Raw genomic sequence first — 17,687 nt, forward strand, 5'->3', positions numbered from 1 at the left:
GGACGGACAGTATGTCAATACGCTTGCGACTGACAGTATGGTATTCCGGCATATTAGCGGTAACATTGATGCTGTTCAGTGTAGCCATTTACGCCTTTGTCTATTTTAATACGTATCAAGACCTGCGTGACCGTTTGCTCGATCAGGCGACTCATACGGAGATCTTGCCTGTACCTGTCGATAGTACGCGTGTACAATTGTGGATTTCGCAGGAAGATCACAATCGTTTAACGGAAGCAGGGTTTCGTGTCAAGCTAGGCAATTATACAGATTCGTCTTTGGAACTTAGCGATACGGGTTCTTTTTTTAAATCGCCGCCTGTGAATAAAATTCCTATTGAGCCTCAACAAGTTCAATATAAAAGCCGTACTTATCTCGTATACTATTCGCCTATTCTGAATCTGGATCAAGCGATTAGCGGACCCAAAAATCAAATATTGGGTGTGCGTATTGTTGCGACTGATATGACCGATTCTCAGCAACTCTTTGGCGATTTGCGTGTCACGTTGATTGTCGGCTCGCTGGCGACGCTCTTTATTGCGTTTACGCTCGGCTTATTCTTGGCGCGCAAATCCATGGCACCGATTGGTAAAGTCATCAAGGCTGCCAACCAGATTCAGGACGGAAAAGACCTTAGCGTGCGTATTGATTACGACGGCCCTGCGGATGAGATCGGTCAACTGATCAGTACAGTGAACGGGATGTTTGGACGGACGGAAGTCTTTTACAAAGAACTTGCCGAAGCCTACACCGCTCAGCGTCGTTTTGTATCGGACGCGTCTCATGAGCTGCGGACACCGCTAACAACGATTCGTGGGAATGTGGATCTGCTGCAAAAAGCATGGAACAAAAAGCCAGACGAAGCTCCGCATCTGGATGAAGCGATGCTAAAAGAGCTGTCAATGGAAGCGATCAATGACATTTCTGACGAAGCCAAACGGATGAGTCGTCTCGTGAATGATATGCTGTCGCTTGCACGCGCTGATGCTGGACAAACGATCATGAAGGATGCATTGCCTGCAGGTGAATTGCTGGAGGAAGTGGTACGCCGAGCACAGTTTATTCCACACCGCGCCGACTGGCAGCCAGACGTTTCGCCACAGCTGCATGAGTACTTTGTGTATGGCAACAAAGATTATTTACAGCAAATGCTGTTTATCTTTATTGAAAATGCGTTTAAATATACGCCGGAAGGTATCGTTACGTTGGATACCGTTTTGTATCCAGATCAGATCGGTATTCGGATTAGCGATAGCGGAATTGGTATGGATCAGGAAGAAGTGCCGCATATCTTTGAACGCTTCTATCGGGCGGATGAATCGCGTGGTGTAACGCCGGGTACAGGATTGGGGCTGTCTATCGCCAAATGGATTATCGATGCTCATGAAGGCTCTGTAGAGGTAGTTACCGCCAAAGGCAAAGGAACGACCTTTGTCATCTGGCTACCGCTAGCTGCGGTACCGGTAGAGAGCGAGATTCTGGCGGAGAAATTACCAGATGGTGAAGAAATATTGGAAATGAAGCCAGATCGCGATACGCGTAAACCAAGCCGTCGTGATGCGAAAAAGAAATCGGAAAAACAAGCGGAAAAGAACGGAAAAGGCGACAATAAGTCTGATTATCCTTTTTCTCTTTAAATTCCCTTGTATGGCATGACGAACCATCTAGGAACAGATAAGAAGGCATCTACATCATGGCACAGCTGACATTCGGATAATCGTACGTTCCGAAACGTCGGCTGTGCCTTTCCTGTCACCGCCTCAATAAGGTATAATGAAATTGTTGTTGCTCTATTGCGAGCAAACCCCAGAAAGCAGGTGTTAAGCCCATCATGGAAATCGTAAAAATTGCGCCACGCGGATACTGTTACGGTGTCGTTGACGCTATGGTGATTGCACAGCAGGCCGCACAGAACCCGGATCTGCCGCGACCGATTTATATACTTGGCATGATTGTCCACAATAGTCATGTGACCAAAGCTTTTGAAGATCAAGGTATCGTAACACTGGATGGACCGAATCGTCTGGATATTCTCGATCAGGTAGATAGCGGAACGATCATTTTCACCGCTCACGGCGTATCGCCAGAAGTTCGCCGAGTGGCACGGGAAAAAGGGCTCACTACAGTAGACGCAACCTGCCCTGATGTAACCCGCACTCATGACCTAATTCGTGAGAAAACAGCGGAAGGCTATCATGTTATCTATATCGGTAAAAGGAATCACCCTGAGCCGGAAGGTGCCATCGGCGTTGCACCAGACTATGTGCATCTGATCGAAAAGGAAGAGGAAATCGACGGACTGGAAGTGGATGCACAGCGCATTCTGATTACCAACCAGACGACGATGAGTCAGTGGGACATCCGTAAGATTATGGAGCGTTTGCAGGAGAAGTTCCCGCATGCTGAAGTGCATAACGAGATTTGCTTGGCTACTCAGGTTCGTCAGGAAGCGGTCGCTGAGCAAGCTGGACAGGCTGAGCTAGTTATTGTAGTTGGTGATCCACGCAGTAATAACTCGAACCGTCTGGCTCAAGTATCGGAGCAAATCGCTGGTGTTACGGCTTATCGAATCTCTGATATTACAGAGCTGAAACGGGAATGGTTAATCGGTAAATCCAGAGTTGCCGTTACAGCAGGTGCATCCACCCCAACACCAATTACCAAAGAAGTGATCGGGTATCTGGAAAAGTATGATAACGACGATGCTTCCACTTGGGAGATCGTTCGTACTGTGAACCCAAACCGTCTGCTGCCGCCAGCACGCGAGAAAAAAGGCAGAACAACCAATCAGCCGGTTCGCCGTTAAACAGCGCTCACAGGCAGTTGAACACAAGCGTATAGACGATTGAACACGAATGGAAAGATGGATCATAGATCATAAGTCCAAATTCCCTCAATCGTATATAGTCCAAGAACCGTGCTCTTCCCTATTGGGTGAGACACGGTTCTTTTTGTTGTATGTCTATATGTTACGTTGGATGATCTACCTATGGTGTTGCATTTTCGTCACAACTAGAATCATTGACATGAACAAGTAAAAGCTGTATATTTACTTTAGTGATTAAAAGCTTAAAAGCGTGTAAGCTAAAAAGCACAAAATCGTTAAAGTGAATGCGAACGATTCATTTGCATGAATGCTATAGTACGAAGCGTAATCCATGATCTGTATTAACAATCGTAATGTTCAAAACTATACAATCCCACAGGAGAGGAAGATTTATTATGATTATCCATGTATCTAAACAAACATCGCAGGAGCAATTGAACCAGATTGTAGAACTGATACAACAAGAAGGCGTGCAGGCGAATGTGTCACATGCGGCGGATCGTATCGTTGTTGGTATGATCGGCTCGGTGAAACCAGCGCTGGTTGAACGTTTGCAACAGATGAGTGGTGTACAGTCAGTGAACAAAGTGTCCAAATCCTACAAGCTTGCTAGCCGTGAATTTCATCCTGAAAATACAGTCATTCGTATCGGCGATGTGACTATCGGTGGTGGAGAGTTGGTCGTGATGGGTGGTCCTTGTGCAGTAGAATCGCCACAGCAAATTGACGAAATCGCTCGTCTGGTTAAAGCCGCAGGCGGTCAGGTGCTGCGCGGTGGTGCATTTAAACCACGTACTGGGCCATACAGCTTCCAAGGCGTAGGTGTGGAAGGTCTCATTATGATGGCAGAAGCAGGCAAAAAGCATGGTCTACTGACTATCACCGAGGTGATGACACCAGAGTATGTTGATATTTGTGCGGAATACGCAGATATTTTACAGGTGGGTACGCGCAATATGCAGAACTTTGATCTGCTGCGTAAGCTAGGTGAGATTCGTAAGCCAGTCTTGCTGAAACGCGGATTTAGCGCAACCTATGACGAGCTGCTGAATGCTGCGGAATACATTCTGGCAGGCGGTAATCCCGATGTAATGCTGTGCGAGCGCGGTATTCGTACATTTGAATCGTACACCCGTAATACGCTCGATCTGTCAGCCATTCCCGTGCTACAACAGCTGAGTCATCTACCGGTCATTTCCGATCCAAGTCATGGTACAGGTCGCCGTGAGCTGGTAGAACCGATGACGCGTGCCTCGGTAGCAGCAGGTGCAGACGGTCTGATTATCGAAATGCACACAGATCCAGACAACTCTATGACCGGCGATGGCGTTCAATCGCTGTTCCCAGATCAATTTGCCAATTTGCTGCGTCAGCTGGAACAACTGTCTCCAATCATTGGCAAAAGCTTCAATACGCCAAAAGCACCAGCAGCAGCTTTTGCAACTTCTGTGCAGTCTTAACATCAGGATGCTAAATAAGCATACTCATCGTTTCTAGAACGATAACTAACACGCATATTGATTAGGAAAAGGGCATGGCATTGGATAGGGGCTATCCTTGCGGGTAGGCATGTTATTCTTGCCCATGAGTGTAGTAGACGTGCCATGCTTGCAGGTATATAGGCTGCTCTTGTAGATATGTAAGCAATCAATATAAATAGCCAAAGCCGAAGAGAGTGCATCATTTTCGGCTTTTTGGTGTGCATTGGAATCTTATGATTGGGGGGGAGCTTCACATATCGAATTCTTGTAAAAAAGGCGGATGTGAATAGAAAGCCAGATGTCTATAAGTGGATGGACAATGAGCATATAAAAGAGGAATGTAAGAGCGATTTCTGCTCCCATTACGCCCTTTTACAACAAGTGCAAAAAAATAGACATTAATCACAAATCGTGAGAACAAAAAGACCGCCAGATCAAGGGATGGCGGTCTTTTTGTTGTGTCCATCGATGTCTCAAAATAGCAATGTAAGCTGTTTCATAATGAGTGTATATAGATGCTCGACTTGTAGTTTGCGCATGAAAGGAGTAATATGCCTTTTAAATATATTGCTGGTTTGACGCTTTAAAGCGGTTGATACATACCATCAGTAGTCAGGATATTGTAATCGCCGATTGACGAGTATAATTCTTTTTTGGTAAGCTAAGAAGTGTAAGCATATCTTACATTTCAGCCAGAAATATATTACATGGCTATTGACGATGTTAGGTTTAAGGTTTTATAATGACGACAGAAAAAAAACGAGAAAATGAACATTGAACCTTAGAAAAAGTTGTAATGTTCGGAAATTTGGGGAGGAAAGTACAAATGCCGGTAGAAAATGTATTGAAGCTCGCACAGGAAAACAATATTGAGTGGTTCGATTTCCGTTTCGTAGATTTGTCGGGACGTGCACACCATATTTCACTGCCATCTAGCGAAGTTGATGAGGATACTTTTGTGAATGGTGTAGCGTTTGACGGTTCTTCTATTCCAGGCTTCCGCGGTATTGAAGAGTCCGATATGGTTATGATGCCGGATCCTGAATCTGTATTTATCGATCCGTTTACCGCTCATCCGACAATCAACGTAATGTGCAACATCTACACACCAGATGGCGAGCGCTATGAGCGTGACCCACGCGGTATCGCCGAGAAAGCAGAAGAATTCCTGCAATCCAGCGGTGTAGGTACAGCGGCATTTTTCGCTCCTGAATCCGAATTTTTCATCTTTGACGATGTTCGTTACCAAAGCGATATCAACGTATCCGCTTATTCCGTAGATTCCAACGAAGGTTTCTGGAATACGAACCGTAAAGAAGAAGGCGGCAACCTTGGTTTCAAAATCCGCAAAAAAGGCGGTTATGTACCAGTTGCTCCTGTTGACTCTCAGCAAGATATCCGCAGCGAAATGTGTCGCCTGCTGGAAGAAGCTGGTCTGAAAATCGAGCGCCATCACCACGAAGTAGCAACAGCTGGCCAAGCGGAAATCAACTTCCGTTTCGATACACTGAAATTCACAGCAGATAACCTGCTGAAATACAAATACATCGTGCACAACACAGCACAACAATACGGCAAGACAGCAACATTCATGCCGAAACCACTGTTTGGTGATAACGGTAGCGGTATGCACGTTCACCAATCCATCTTCAATGGCGACGAGCCGTTGTTCTATGAAAAAGGTGGCTATGCTAACCTGAGCGAAATGGCACTGCATTACATCGGCGGTATCCTGTACCATGCACCTGCTCTGATCGCACTGACAAACCCAAGCACCAACTCGTTCAAACGTCTGGTTCCTGGTTACGAAGCACCGGTTAACCTCGTATTCTCCAAAGGTAACCGTTCTGCTGCGGTACGTATCCCAGTAGCTGCTGTAACACCTAAAGGCTGTCGTATCGAGTTCCGCACACCGGACTCCACTGCTAACCCTTACCTGGCGTTCTCCGCTATGCTGATGGCTGGTCTGGACGGCATCAAAAACAAACGTGATCCTCGCGAACTGGGCTATGGTCCTTTCGACAAAAACATCTACGAGCTGTCCGATGCGGACAAAGAAGGTATCCGCAGCGTACCAGCTTCCCTGGAGGAAGCGCTGGATGAGCTGGAGAAAAACCATGAGTTCCTGACCGAAGGCGACGTATTTACTAAAGACTTTATCGCTAACTACATCGCGTTCAAACGTGCTGAAGCCAAAGACGTAGCGATCCGTGTACATCCGCACGAATTCAGCCTGTACTACGATTGCTAATAGGCATCCAGCCTAAGTATGAAGATGTACATGGCATATGCGCCGACCCAATCCTCCGGAATATCTCTTCCGGGGGATTTTTTAAATGATATGAACAAACGGAGCGGAGCCTGTTATCAACAGAGGTATTGTGTCAAAGCGTTTATTGATAAGGTATAAATACAGCGGAATAGCAATTGGAGCTGTATTAGGGTTTGTTCGGAAATAGGCACGATTTTAAAAAAATGTGTTATACGCTGTTCGGACAAGCTTCACAGAATACAATGACAAAAGACACTTGCCCGGTTTGGCAATTGCTGATATTATAGCGATAATTACCATAAACCTGACATCACTACATTACAGGGTTAAAGATGGCAGGCGTTATCTGAAAGGGTGGAGAAAGAGATGACCAAGAGAGCATACAATTTCAATGCAGGTCCTGCAGCGTTGCCGCTGGAGGTACTGGAACGCGCCCAGAAACAGTTTGTAGACTATGAAGGTACAGGAATGTCCATTATGGAAATGTCGCACCGTGGAGCTGTCTACGAGGGCGTACATAACGAAGCAGAGCAGCGTCTGTTGTCTCTGTTTGGCAACCCGAAGGGTTACAAAGTATTATTCCTGCAAGGTGGAGCAAGCACGCAATTTGCAATGCTGCCGATGAACCTTTTGACGGAAGGGAAAGTAGGTAGCTATGTAGATACTGGTAGCTGGGCAAGCAAAGCGATCAGTGAAGCCAAGTTGATCGGTGAAACGCAAGTTGCTGCTTCCAGCAAAGCGGACAACTATATGAAAATACCTGCTTTTGATACCTTTGATATTCCAGAGAATGCTGCTTACGTGCATATTACCTCCAACGAAACGATTGGTGGGGTGCAGTTTTATGAGTTTCCAGATACGGGCGATGTGCCATTGATTGTAGATATGTCTAGTGATATTCTGAGTCGTCCGCTAGATATTAGTCAGTTTGGTATGATCTATGCAGGTGCTCAGAAGAATCTGGGTCCATCCGGCGTAACGGTTGTCATTGCTCGTGAGGAGCTGATTAACGAGTCGCCATCGCATATTCCGACCATTTTCCGTTATAGCACGCATGCGAGCAACGGCTCTCTGTACAATACGCCGCCATCGTTTGCGATCTATATGGTCAATGAAGTATTGAAATGGATTGAAGAGAAGGGCGGTCTGGAAGGCATCGCTACTCTGAATGAGCAAAAGGCTACGCTGATTTACGATGCGATCGATAACAGCAATGGCTTCTACAAAGGAGCTGCTGATTTTTCGAGTCGCTCCCTGATGAATGTTACTTTTAGGCTGCAAACGGAAGAACTGGAAAAAGCCTTTGTTAAGGCATCCGAGGCTGCCGGTATGATCGGTTTGAAAGGTCATCGTAGCGTGGGCGGTCTGCGTGCTTCCATTTATAATGCTGTTCCTTACGAAAGCTGTCAGGCATTGGTCGATTTTATGAAAGAATTCCAGAAAAATCACGGTTAAGTGAGCAACTTTCGCAACTAAATTGCGTTAAAAAGGTAAAGCCTTCCCCGTTGGGAAGGCTTTTTTTAAAAATATTCAACTATTTTTTGTCAGAAGCTGTCGCAATTTACCGAAATCGGTTATAATCAAAAAGTACTATATAAAAGGTGGATACAGAACTATGGCACTACACATCGTACTCGTGGAACCAGAGATACCAGGAAATACCGGCAATATTGCTAGAACATGCGCAGCTACGGGAATTCACCTGCATCTTGTACACCCGTTGGGCTTCAAAACAGATGATGCAACGCTGAAAAGAGCAGGATTGGATTACTGGCATGCAGTCAATATTGAGCACCACGATTCATTTGAAGAGGTTCAAAAGTCCTACTCAGGTCATCGTTTCTTTTATGCCACGACAAAGGCTAAAAACAGATACTCTGATTTTACATTTCAGGATGGCGATTTTTTCGTGTTTGGTAAAGAAACCAAAGGCTTACCGCCCGAGCTGATTGCGGCGAATCCCGATACAGCCATAAGAATGCCAATGACTGGTGATGTGCGTTCGCTAAACTTATCGAACTCCGCAGCCGTTATTGTTTATGAGGCGCTTCGGCAGCTGGATTTTCCCGGTCTCGATTAAAGGGTAGTCGGTGAGAAAAACTTGGTTTCTAAAAGAAGGAAGCGAAATTAGTAAAAGTTAGCAGGATTCAACAAGTAAGCGGAGAATATATGTGGAGAGTGGAATAGAGAATATATAGCTGATATTCCAAATTTTATGATCCTATATTCTTCCTTCACTTGGGTGAGCACATATATCGTGCTCCAGTATCAATAATTAGAGAGGTGTTAATTGTATGAAACCGGCAGGCGTTGTACGTAAAGTTGATCAATTGGGAAGAATCGTGTTACCTAAGTCTCTGCGTAAAAGATACCAAATGAACGAGGGTGACCCGGTCGAAATTCTGGTACAGGGCGATCATATTATTTTGGAAAGATATCGTCCGAAATGTGTATTTTGTGGCTCAATGGAAGAAGTAAGTGAATTCAAAGATCGCTACATTTGTGCTCAATGTGTAACAGAAATGAACCTGATTCCTAAAAATGCCTAATTCATTTAATGAGTAACATGTTTTGAATGTTTGAACCAAGTCGGCATATGCAAACCATGATCCATATACAAAGACGATGAGCAGATTATATGCTCATCGTCTTTTTTTACAGCCAACTATTGAATGGGCAGTGATCAAAGGAATAGATTTCCATGCTTCTCTGTGTCATGCTTATTTGAAGAACAGGAAATTAGTTGCCACCGGACGCAGATTGCCGTCGGAGGGATGATTGACGACGCGTCCGTTCAAGATCAGCGAGGTGGAGCCGCCGCCGTCTAGGTTATACGCATCGACAACGCCCATTTTGTACAGCTTATCCTGTAATTCCTTGAGCGTAGCGCCAGAGCTGCCATTTTCGTTGTAGCCGTCGGCAGCGATGATGATCAGTTGGTCGTCTTTGTATTTGCCGATCACGGTACGAGGAGCGCGTAACGGCGTTTTTTGCCATTTGTCAGGGATCGCGACCTTTTTCCCGTTTTTGATCAATACAGGGACAAAGGAAGCGCCAAACGACGGGCTGAGCGCATCCAGATTTGCTTGACTGTTGAATTTGCCACCGATCAGCTGACCAGAGCGATTCAGACCTACGAAAAACAGGTCCTTGAATGTCGCCTGAAAGCCGTTAAGATATTTGCCATCCAGCACGGTTGTACTGAGCGGATAGCGTTTACCACCGGAATCGGCAAATCCGCCTGCATTAATACCAGCGATAGCGCCATAGCGCTGCACCGCAGTCATCGTGGTTTCTGCACCGCCGAAAGTGTCTTTGCCTAGGGTCATTTTCATCGCACCCGGGTCCAGTAGCTTGATCTTCATCGCGTACGCCTTGTAGGAGCCGGGATTCAGTCGGAACAGCTCAATATGAATCCGGTCGCTGTTCACACGCTCAGCAGCGGCGCCCAGCTTGGATGTAATGCGCTTGTTGTAGATTTGCTCTGGCTTGGCAGCTTGTGTGGATGCAGACTGTACGATGGACGACATGGTGGCGGTTGTCTGATTATACAGACGCGTTGTTTTTTCAATCGACGCCGATGTTTGCGCCGCTACCTGTTCCGCTTGATCCAATCCATTCATAATAGAGGTAGATTGATTCGTCAGTGTGGTTTGCGGCTTATACGTATCCAAATCTAGCGATACAGTCAGCTGCTTCGGTTGCAGCAGCATGACGATCAACAGCCCGATAAAAGGAGCGAGTGCCAGCAGGAAGAAACGATTAACAGTTTTGACACGCATCGTCATTTGAGCAACTCCATTTTCTTTTGCAAAGTATTCAATTGCTTTTGTACTTCATTTAACTGAGTGTACAGCTTGTTGCTGTTGTCGGTTTTGCTGCTGGCATTATCTTTGGTAAAGGTCAGCAGTTCATTGAACGAGTCGACTTTGCTTTGCAGCTCGTTCATTTCTTTGGACATACCATTCAGTCGAGTTTCGTAATCGGTTTGCAGCGCCGCAATCTGGCGTTCCGTATCCGCCTTGATGGCTGTAATCATCTGCTGTTTTACATGATTGCTATATAGGTAGGCAGCGGCAGCGCCGATGGCTATAATCAATATCCAGAACAACAAAAACCATTTGGCAGAGGACCCTTTGGAGGTCTGTATACGTGATGTCACACGCTGGCTAGACTCTGCTTTTGAATCCATAAGTATCACCTCGGTACATACAATAGTTTGAAGAATATCGTCCATTTTAACATGGCGAACAGGGAGCGTCCATTTCCGCGAATGGGCTGAGTAGGTTCTGAAAATGTACTAGTGTTGTCCTTGCAAAATAGCACATATGATTTTGCCAAGGAATGCACGTTGGCAGTGGAGCGGCATAGTGTTGGAGCGTCAAAGGCGAGCAGACGCGAATAGTTTCGCATCTATTTTACCCATTTTGGCAACCTATATCTAGAAGGGCATAAACGATGATAGGAGAGGAAGCGATGCTGCGGCTATAACGTCCGTATCGTCGGAAGGTAGGATGGTAGCAGACAATGGGAAGGCATGTTTTGACCGTTTTAAATGAAGAAAAGAAAAAGATAGGATTAAAAATAGTCTTCACGTAGCCGATAGTAACTATACAGTCCCAACGAGGATCAATGCTTGAAGCAGGGAGGAAGTGCTCCGATGAATAGTACCTGGAAGGTTATCATTATTGATAATCATCCCGCATTAATGCTGGGAACCAAATTGATACTGGAAGAGACCAACAATCTGAGTGTTGTCGGTACGGCAAGCTCAGTCAAAGAAGGGCTCAAATTGGCTACGCGTGTCAAACCGCATTTGATTTTGCTGGATGATTCGCTGCCGGAAGGTAATGCAGAATTATATTTGCGTCAGATCAAGCGTAGTAATGAGCAGAGCCATGTGATTGTATTGACCGGAGATAACAATCTATCGCTGTTTGCCGGATTGATGAGTATGGGCGCAAGCGGTGTATTGTCCAAAGAATCGTCGCCTGCCCAATTGCTGCATCTGATCAGCGGTTTGCGTCAAGGGTTAACAGTAATTCCGTTGTCATGGCTCAGTCAGGGCGTTGTGCCTGTACCTGCCCAAATACCGACCGATGGTTATTTTGAATTGTCTCCACTGGAACATAACATCATGACACAGATTACACAGGGGTTTACCTACGACAAGATCGCTGAGACGATCCGTGTAAGTCGGCGATCTGTGGATAATTATTTACGCAAAATTTATGACAAGCTTGGCGTTGGCAGCCGTGCGCAGGCGATTGAAAAATATACGCTGTACTCGCATACTGCTTCATTCAAAGGAGCGCTGGAGAGTCATCCCAGTGTCGCAACCGTGGAATCGGGCGTAACGCTTGATAATGTAACTCCACTTTCACCCGCCGCTGCCGCAAAAAAGGTTGCCCTCGATTCAAGTTCAGGTGTATGATCTTGAAAAAGCATCGTACAGGAGGCTGGAACGGTGAAGTTTTCATTTGCATCCAGGGTTGGCAAAATGCCGCCATTTTCAGTCAGACCGGCTGCGGACAATCAGCGTCGCGAATCTTGGATTTCGCTTGCGGAAGAGCTGCCGGCTGAAGAGTTGTTCCCGCTTTCCCAACTAGGTGAAGCGGCAGGGGCGGTATTTTCGGCAGGTCCGCTTGATTTGCAGTACGGAGATGTAGCCGGTTCGCCTGAATTGCGGGAATGGCTGCACACCCGCTGGCAAAAGGATCAAAAGCTGGTTGTCGATCCTTCTCATATTTTGCTTACGTCCGGTAGCCAGCAGACGATTGATTTGCTGGTGCGTATTTATGTAAATAGTGGTGATGTGGTGCTGATTGAATCACCTGCGCCACCGGGTTGTTTGCAGGTGCTACATTTGCAAGGGGCAAAGGTAGTGCACGTGAATTGTGATGCCGACGGTATGCTGCCGGAGCATCTGGAGCAATTGATTGCTACCCATCAACCTAAGCTGCTGTTTGTATCGCCCAACTTCGGCAATCCGACCGGACGTGCATGGAGTCTAGAGCGTCGTCGTCAGGTGCTGGAGCTTTGCCGCCAGCATGAGCTGCTGGTTGCAGAGGATGATGCGTATGGTGATCTGCATTTTGGATCGGAGCAGGTGCGTTCGTTCCGTCGTCGCTATCCCAGTTTATTTCAGCTGGATCGCGAGCAGGATGGGAATCATGTGCTGTATATCGGTTCATTCAGCAAAACGATTGTACCGGCGCTACGCATCGGCTGGGCAGCCGGTGATCCACAGCTGATTGAGGTGCTGTCGGCAGCCAAGCAGACGGCAGACTGGCAATCCAGTACGATGAACCAAGCGATTCTGCTGCGGTTGCTGCAATCACAGCGTTTTGACTGGGACAGCCATATTACGATGCTGAATCGGGAGTATGAGATTCGGCTCAAGCTGATGCTGGAATTGCTAAAACGTCCGAACTGGCGCGGTACGGAAGTCGAGATGCCGGTTGGTGGGATGTTTTTGTGGGCGCGTTTGCCGGATGGACTGGATGGAGAGGAATTGCTAAGTCGTGCATTGGCAAGAGGGGTATCCTTTTTGCCGGGTCAACGCTGTTATGCGGATGGACAGGGCAGCAGCAATATCCGCTTGAACTTTAGCCATCCGGGGCGTGAGGAATTGCTGCTAGGCATGAATCTGATCTCAGAAGAGATTGCTGAACTGCGAAGCCGCTGATCCGTTACAATGGATGCGAATAAGCCCTGTTTTGTATGGAGCAGGGCTGACAGCAGGCGGGTTATACATAGACATACAACGAAGAAGAAACAGGAATGACGTGGATGAAGAACTGTTCACGTCATTCCTGTTTCTCTTTTGCCGGATGTTATATTGGTTGGGATGATACTAGGAGGAATATGGCTGGTACAGCACAGGCTTGTATATTACAGCTGCCCAAAGCGCTGAATAATGTGCTCATAATCGCGCAACGCTTGCTTACCGGATGCAGTGAGGCGGTATTGTCCGCGTGCGATACGTTCAAACCAACCATAGTAATTTTGCTGCATAATGGATGCCGCCAGCGGTACGCCGCTCGATTGACGCAAGGTGGCGGGGGAGATGGCTTCCTGATCGCCGAGTGCATGAGCGACGCGCAGCGCCTTTTCACGGTACGCGGTAATGAGTGGAACACCGGTGCTGCCGCCGAGGTTGTAGTCACCACTGCGCTCTGCGAGTTCTTTGGCAAGGCGCGCGCGTTTGCTGCCTTTGCGTGGAGATGATATGGGTGCATTACTCCGCACAGGCGTGCACAGAACCTCGACGAGTGGGCTTTTTGTTTGGTAAAAGGTAACGGTGATCAGACCGAGCTGTAGACGCTGACAGAGCTGAATCAGCTCGCTCCAGCGCTGGTTGTGTGCTCCCTTTTTGGCGCGATTGCGTTCGACGGCGACGTATACATTGCTGCTGAGCGTTTGCCGCTCCAATCCTTGCAGGATTAAGGCGAGATTGAAGGTCTTTTTGATCTCGATAATGAGCGGTTCGGGATCGCTCTGATGCGTGCCGACCAGATCGCAATGCCGGACTTCGCTTTTAATATCGTAGCCCTGAAGGGCGAAAAAGTGCTTGATGGGAAGATACAATTCGCTTTCTTTTTGAACAGCCATAATGGAACAATCCCCTTTTGCCGTATGAATACATATGCCGATCGTAGCGGTGCTTACAATCCGCTCCATGAGGTGTGTGAACCATGGGATTTTATTATAAGACAAGTACAACAAAGAACCCAAATTTTTTTTGATAAAAAAAACAGAACTTCTTTGACATTTCCATACAACGGTGTATAATGGGAATAGTGCGAATAATTTTATGGAATAAGGTGATTACTCATGAAAAAAGAAGGACATCCTAAATTTCAACAGGCTATTTTCCTGGATCCAAGCTGTGGATATAAATTCCTGAGCGGAACAACTAAACATTCCAGCGAAACAATGGAATGGGAAGATGGCAACACTTACCCTGTAATTCGTGTGGATACTAGCTCTGCTTCCCACCCGTTCTACACTGGTAAACAAAGAAACGCAGACGTGGGTGGCCGCGTAGACAAGTTCAACAAAAAATACGGCTTGAAATAAGACCGATTTCTTGTGAACCTCTCTTCACAACCACGCTGGTTGTGAACCGTCATAAAAAGCGTACCGTGATATCTTCGGATAGAAGCGGTACGCTTTTTTTGTTGTGGATCAGTAAATATAGTGGGATAGTGCAATTTCTGCACTGAACTGTATATGGCAGTATGCTCCGTTTCCCTTGTCTGTTTACCCATATGGCGCGCGTCATGATGGTCTTTCCACGTTTTCGTTCGTAAACAGCATGTACATAACCATCTGCGTATCATTAAAAATAGTAGGCTCTTTTTGCAAAAGTTTATACTGCGTTTACATTAACCACACACTGCATACAAACATGGCAGATATACTGTTCAGGAAACGGTTGAACCTATATTGCATGTAAAGCAGAATGACCGATATTATGTTGATTCTGCGGAGCATGGTGAAAACAGGTGGAGTTGAATATCATGATGGAACTTACGATTCTTGGCGGCGCGGGCGAGCATGGACGATCCAGTTATCTGCTGAGGCGGGAAGACCGTTATTTGCTGCTTGATTGCGGGATGGAACTGCAACAGGAGCATGATGTTCCTGCCCAAATGACGTATATGTTATCACGAACACAGGCTGTCTTTTTGTCACACGCGCATGAGGATCACAGTTCCGGTTTGCCGCTATTGGAGCAGTATGGATATACGGGCGATATTTGGACAACACGGGCTACGCTCAAGCAATTGCCTGTTTGCCTTCGTATCCATGAGGAGCATCGGAATCAGCAGCAATATGCAATTGCTGATCAGGTGTCAGAGGAGTGGTCATATCCTACTGTTAACGAAATGGCAGGTGCAGTAGCGTATGGGAATGACGATCAGCGATTGGTCTACGGCGATGGTGAGCGAAAGCCGCTATCCTCTTTACAATTCCGCTATCTGGAAGATGTCGCAACACCGGGAGAATGGACGTGGTTACGCCCCGAATTGCAAGTGTGCTGGGGGCGTGCGGGTCATTTGCCGGGTTCAATCTGGGTTGCGGTCAACTGGTATGGCAAAACGATCTTTTATACCGGTGATTATAGTGCCGAATCGCGGCTGCTGGAAGTGGATCGTCCGCTGCATCATTCGCGTATCATCTCGCGTGCGCATCCATCGCCCGGGCAAATTCCAGATCTGGATCTGGCGATTGTGGATGCGGCATATGGAGTAGATACAGATCGGCAGGGAAACAAGTTGTCTCAGCTAAGCCGGTATATGAAGGAAACGCTGAAGCGCGGTGGGACGGTTCTGCTACCCGTGCCATTGTATGGACGCGGACAGGAATTGATACTATGGGCGCGTGAGCAGTTTGCCCAGATTCCGATTCTGGTCGAGCAGGATTTGCTGGAAGCGCTAGAGCTATTCGCAGCCGAGCCACGCTGGTTGCGTAGCGATGGGGCAGAGCGAATACGGCAGCTATTGAATCATCCACTGCTATATCGGCTGACGGATGAGCATTCACGCGAGGAACTGTTTCGTCAGCATCCAAGCTCGATTTTGTTTACCGATGACGGGATGCTACAATCGCTTAAGGCACAGCAGCATTATACTCGTATTGCGACGAGTGCGGATAATCGGGTGATTTTTACCGGTGATCTGGCGCATGGCTCATTCGGACGATTGCTGCTGATGGATATGGAGCATCGTGGCTGTCAGATTCATCATGTGCGCTATAAGGTGCATCAGGGACTGCCAGATGTTAGGCAAATGCTACTCGACCTGAAAAGCCCCCGTACTTTGCTTGTACATGCGACTCGTCCGCGTACCGATGGACTGGCACTACGGCTAGAGCAGGAAGGCTTTCAGCAGGTGCATTCGCTGCAACCAGAAGATCAGTTATATTTTTAGACAAATGAAATAGTAGATGAATCGAGAGTAGACAGTGGAGAGAAACACGAGATACCTTGAAGCGTACAGCATGGCATGAGATGCAGCTGTACGCTTTTTGGCATGGGGTTGAATAGAAAATGGGAATGAGAATGAGGCAATGCTTACGGAAGGGGAACACAAGCTGAATGAATGGAAGTAGTAGATGTGGAGCAAGAGCGAGCAGATTATTTATACATGTTCTGTTGATTCATGATAGTGGTTCAGACATTCGGCAAAGCGGTGGATAAGACCGGAATAGTGGCGCTCCTTGTTATAGGCGTAGTACAAATATCGGCGCAGCTTCTGGTCAGGCAGTGTACGCATATGTAATCGTCCAGCGCGGACTTCTTCTTCGACTGCCATGCGCGATAGGAATGCAGCATAGCCACCTAGCATGACAGCGCGCTTGATCGCTTCGGCGGAATCAAGCTCTACATAATGATGTGGCTGCAGTCCGGTATCCTGCATCCAGCGGTCGCTCATTTGGCGTGTGCTGGAATCGCTACTGTGTAGGACTAGACGGCTGCTTTGCAGCTTGTCGATATGTAAGGTTGGTTCGAATGCTAGCGGATGATCTGGAGCGAAGATAACGACTAGCTGATCCTCACCGATCAGCCCTTTTACAAGTGCAGGATGCTCAAAGGGCTCAGTTAACATAATACCGAGATCGATCTCATGATTGATCAGCATATCACGGGTGACGGGCGATGTTTTGACGGCGATGGATACCTGCACACCGGGATGGCTGCTGCTAAAGCGATGGATGATGTCGGGCAGCAGATATGTTGCGGGGACATAGCTGGCACCAATGCGCAGCTGACCGCGCTCCAATGCGCCGAATTCCTGCACGATACGCTTGGATTCGGCGGCGAGTGCGTTGATTTTGACCGCATAGTGAAGCAGGGCTTTGCCCGGTTCACGCAGCATAATTTTACCACCGCGCGATTCAAACAAGGTAACGCCCATTTCTTTTTCTAGACTTTTCATATGGAAAGTGACGGTGGGCTGTTTCAGTCCCAATTCGTCGGCGACGGCAGTGATTTTCTGGTGACGGTTGAGTAGCTCCACAATTTGTAGCTTGATTAGATTCATCGGTGTACTCCTTTTCTCGGTACGAATTTCGTTAACCATTTCGATGTGGATATTGG

General features: G+C 47.2%; 15 protein-coding genes. 11 read left to right on the forward strand and 4 right to left on the reverse strand.

Features of this window, described 5'->3' with window-relative positions:
* The first annotated feature begins 11 nt into the window (after positions 1 to 11).
* From ABXR35_RS03200 to ABXR35_RS03230, 7 genes are all read left to right on the forward strand, one after another.
* On the forward strand, positions 12 to 1,637 hold the full coding sequence (locus ABXR35_RS03200; protein ID WP_367055327.1) for a sensor histidine kinase: 1,626 nt from the start codon (positions 12 to 14) through the stop codon (positions 1,635 to 1,637).
* Positions 1,638 to 1,831: 194 nt separating this feature from the next.
* On the forward strand, positions 1,832 to 2,806 hold the full coding sequence (locus ABXR35_RS03205; protein ID WP_367055330.1) for a 4-hydroxy-3-methylbut-2-enyl diphosphate reductase: 975 nt from the start codon (positions 1,832 to 1,834) through the stop codon (positions 2,804 to 2,806).
* Between the two features lie 416 nt (positions 2,807 to 3,222).
* The gene (gene aroF / locus ABXR35_RS03210; RefSeq protein ID WP_367055333.1) at positions 3,223 to 4,287 is read left to right on the forward strand and encodes a 3-deoxy-7-phosphoheptulonate synthase; all 1,065 of its coding nucleotides are present in this window, start codon (positions 3,223 to 3,225) and stop codon (positions 4,285 to 4,287) included.
* A gap of 847 nt (positions 4,288 to 5,134) precedes the next feature.
* Positions 5,135 to 6,559, forward strand: coding sequence for a type I glutamate--ammonia ligase (glnA, locus tag ABXR35_RS03215; RefSeq protein WP_367055335.1), 1,425 nt, complete (start codon positions 5,135 to 5,137; stop codon positions 6,557 to 6,559).
* A gap of 387 nt (positions 6,560 to 6,946) precedes the next feature.
* Positions 6,947 to 8,035, forward strand: coding sequence for a 3-phosphoserine/phosphohydroxythreonine transaminase (gene serC, locus ABXR35_RS03220; RefSeq protein ID WP_367055338.1), 1,089 nt, complete (start codon positions 6,947 to 6,949; stop codon positions 8,033 to 8,035).
* A 160-nt stretch (positions 8,036 to 8,195) separates the two neighbouring features.
* Positions 8,196 to 8,660, forward strand: coding sequence for a tRNA (uridine(34)/cytosine(34)/5-carboxymethylaminomethyluridine(34)-2'-O)-methyltransferase TrmL (gene trmL, locus ABXR35_RS03225; RefSeq protein WP_367055341.1), 465 nt, complete (start codon positions 8,196 to 8,198; stop codon positions 8,658 to 8,660).
* A gap of 214 nt (positions 8,661 to 8,874) precedes the next feature.
* A complete protein-coding gene (locus ABXR35_RS03230) occupies positions 8,875 to 9,129 on the forward strand; it encodes an AbrB/MazE/SpoVT family DNA-binding domain-containing protein (protein WP_188773877.1) in 255 nt (84 codons plus the stop codon).
* A gap of 171 nt (positions 9,130 to 9,300) precedes the next feature.
* On the opposite strand, the gene ABXR35_RS03235 is transcribed toward ABXR35_RS03230, so the two are convergent.
* Positions 9,301 to 10,368, reverse strand: a complete 1,068-nt coding sequence (locus tag ABXR35_RS03235) for a phosphodiester glycosidase family protein (RefSeq protein WP_367055344.1) — start codon at positions 10,366 to 10,368, stop codon at positions 9,301 to 9,303.
* The gene (locus ABXR35_RS03240) at positions 10,365 to 10,772 is read right to left on the reverse strand and encodes a hypothetical protein (protein ID WP_367055347.1); all 408 of its coding nucleotides are present in this window, start codon (positions 10,770 to 10,772) and stop codon (positions 10,365 to 10,367) included. The genes ABXR35_RS03235 and ABXR35_RS03240 overlap by 4 nt, the downstream gene beginning before the upstream one ends.
* 468 nt (positions 10,773 to 11,240) lie before the next feature.
* On the opposite strand from ABXR35_RS03240, the gene ABXR35_RS03245 reads away from it, so the two are divergent.
* Together ABXR35_RS03245 and ABXR35_RS03250 are read left to right on the forward strand one after the other, a co-directional pair.
* On the forward strand, positions 11,241 to 12,014 hold the full coding sequence (locus tag ABXR35_RS03245) for a response regulator (protein WP_367055350.1): 774 nt from the start codon (positions 11,241 to 11,243) through the stop codon (positions 12,012 to 12,014).
* 33 nt (positions 12,015 to 12,047) lie between these two features.
* Positions 12,048 to 13,268, forward strand: a complete 1,221-nt coding sequence (locus ABXR35_RS03250) for an aminotransferase-like domain-containing protein (RefSeq protein WP_367055353.1) — start codon at positions 12,048 to 12,050, stop codon at positions 13,266 to 13,268.
* Between the two features lie 206 nt (positions 13,269 to 13,474).
* Here the strand turns inward: ABXR35_RS03250 and ABXR35_RS03255 are convergent, their stop codons facing one another.
* Entirely contained in the window at positions 13,475 to 14,194 is a 720-nt protein-coding gene (locus ABXR35_RS03255) for a DUF2161 family putative PD-(D/E)XK-type phosphodiesterase (protein WP_367055356.1), read from the reverse strand.
* A gap of 222 nt (positions 14,195 to 14,416) precedes the next feature.
* Between ABXR35_RS03255 and ABXR35_RS03260 the strand changes: the two genes are divergently transcribed.
* Together ABXR35_RS03260 and ABXR35_RS03265 are read left to right on the forward strand one after the other, a co-directional pair.
* Positions 14,417 to 14,662: a type B 50S ribosomal protein L31 gene (locus tag ABXR35_RS03260; RefSeq protein WP_367055359.1), complete on the forward strand. Its 246-nt coding sequence runs from the start codon at positions 14,417 to 14,419 to the stop codon at positions 14,660 to 14,662.
* Between the two features lie 443 nt (positions 14,663 to 15,105).
* The gene (locus ABXR35_RS03265) at positions 15,106 to 16,518 is read left to right on the forward strand and encodes an MBL fold metallo-hydrolase (RefSeq protein WP_367055362.1); all 1,413 of its coding nucleotides are present in this window, start codon (positions 15,106 to 15,108) and stop codon (positions 16,516 to 16,518) included.
* Positions 16,519 to 16,728: 210 nt separating this feature from the next.
* Here the strand turns inward: ABXR35_RS03265 and ABXR35_RS03270 are convergent, their stop codons facing one another.
* Positions 16,729 to 17,631, reverse strand: a complete 903-nt coding sequence (locus tag ABXR35_RS03270) for a LysR family transcriptional regulator (protein ID WP_367055365.1) — start codon at positions 17,629 to 17,631, stop codon at positions 16,729 to 16,731.
* Between the last annotated feature and the right edge of the window lie 56 nt (positions 17,632 to 17,687).

Source organism: Paenibacillus sp. JQZ6Y-1, from assembly GCF_040719145.1.
In the GTDB taxonomy this organism is placed as follows: domain Bacteria; phylum Bacillota; class Bacilli; order Paenibacillales; family Paenibacillaceae; genus Saccharibacillus; species Saccharibacillus kandeliae.

What these genes read in the sequence shown, in the direction of transcription:
- ABXR35_RS03200 (WP_367055327.1), top strand. Translation starts at nt 12, where the DNA reads ATGTCAATACGCTTGCGACTGACAGTATGGTATTCCGGCATATTAGCG.
- ABXR35_RS03205 (WP_367055330.1), top strand. Translation starts at nt 1,832, where the DNA reads ATGGAAATCGTAAAAATTGCGCCACGCGGATACTGTTACGGTGTCGTT.
- aroF (WP_367055333.1), top strand. Translation starts at nt 3,223, where the DNA reads ATGATTATCCATGTATCTAAACAAACATCGCAGGAGCAATTGAACCAG.
- glnA (WP_367055335.1), top strand. Translation starts at nt 5,135, where the DNA reads ATGCCGGTAGAAAATGTATTGAAGCTCGCACAGGAAAACAATATTGAG.
- serC (WP_367055338.1), top strand. Translation starts at nt 6,947, where the DNA reads ATGACCAAGAGAGCATACAATTTCAATGCAGGTCCTGCAGCGTTGCCG.
- trmL (WP_367055341.1), top strand. Translation starts at nt 8,196, where the DNA reads ATGGCACTACACATCGTACTCGTGGAACCAGAGATACCAGGAAATACC.
- ABXR35_RS03230 (WP_188773877.1), top strand. Translation starts at nt 8,875, where the DNA reads ATGAAACCGGCAGGCGTTGTACGTAAAGTTGATCAATTGGGAAGAATC.
- ABXR35_RS03235 (WP_367055344.1), bottom strand. Translation starts at nt 10,368, where the DNA reads ATGACGATGCGTGTCAAAACTGTTAATCGTTTCTTCCTGCTGGCACTC.
- ABXR35_RS03240 (WP_367055347.1), bottom strand. Translation starts at nt 10,772, where the DNA reads ATGGATTCAAAAGCAGAGTCTAGCCAGCGTGTGACATCACGTATACAG.
- ABXR35_RS03245 (WP_367055350.1), top strand. Translation starts at nt 11,241, where the DNA reads ATGAATAGTACCTGGAAGGTTATCATTATTGATAATCATCCCGCATTA.
- ABXR35_RS03255 (WP_367055356.1), bottom strand. Translation starts at nt 14,194, where the DNA reads ATGGCTGTTCAAAAAGAAAGCGAATTGTATCTTCCCATCAAGCACTTT.
- ABXR35_RS03260 (WP_367055359.1), top strand. Translation starts at nt 14,417, where the DNA reads ATGAAAAAAGAAGGACATCCTAAATTTCAACAGGCTATTTTCCTGGAT.
- ABXR35_RS03265 (WP_367055362.1), top strand. Translation starts at nt 15,106, where the DNA reads ATGATGGAACTTACGATTCTTGGCGGCGCGGGCGAGCATGGACGATCC.
- ABXR35_RS03270 (WP_367055365.1), bottom strand. Translation starts at nt 17,631, where the DNA reads ATGAATCTAATCAAGCTACAAATTGTGGAGCTACTCAACCGTCACCAG.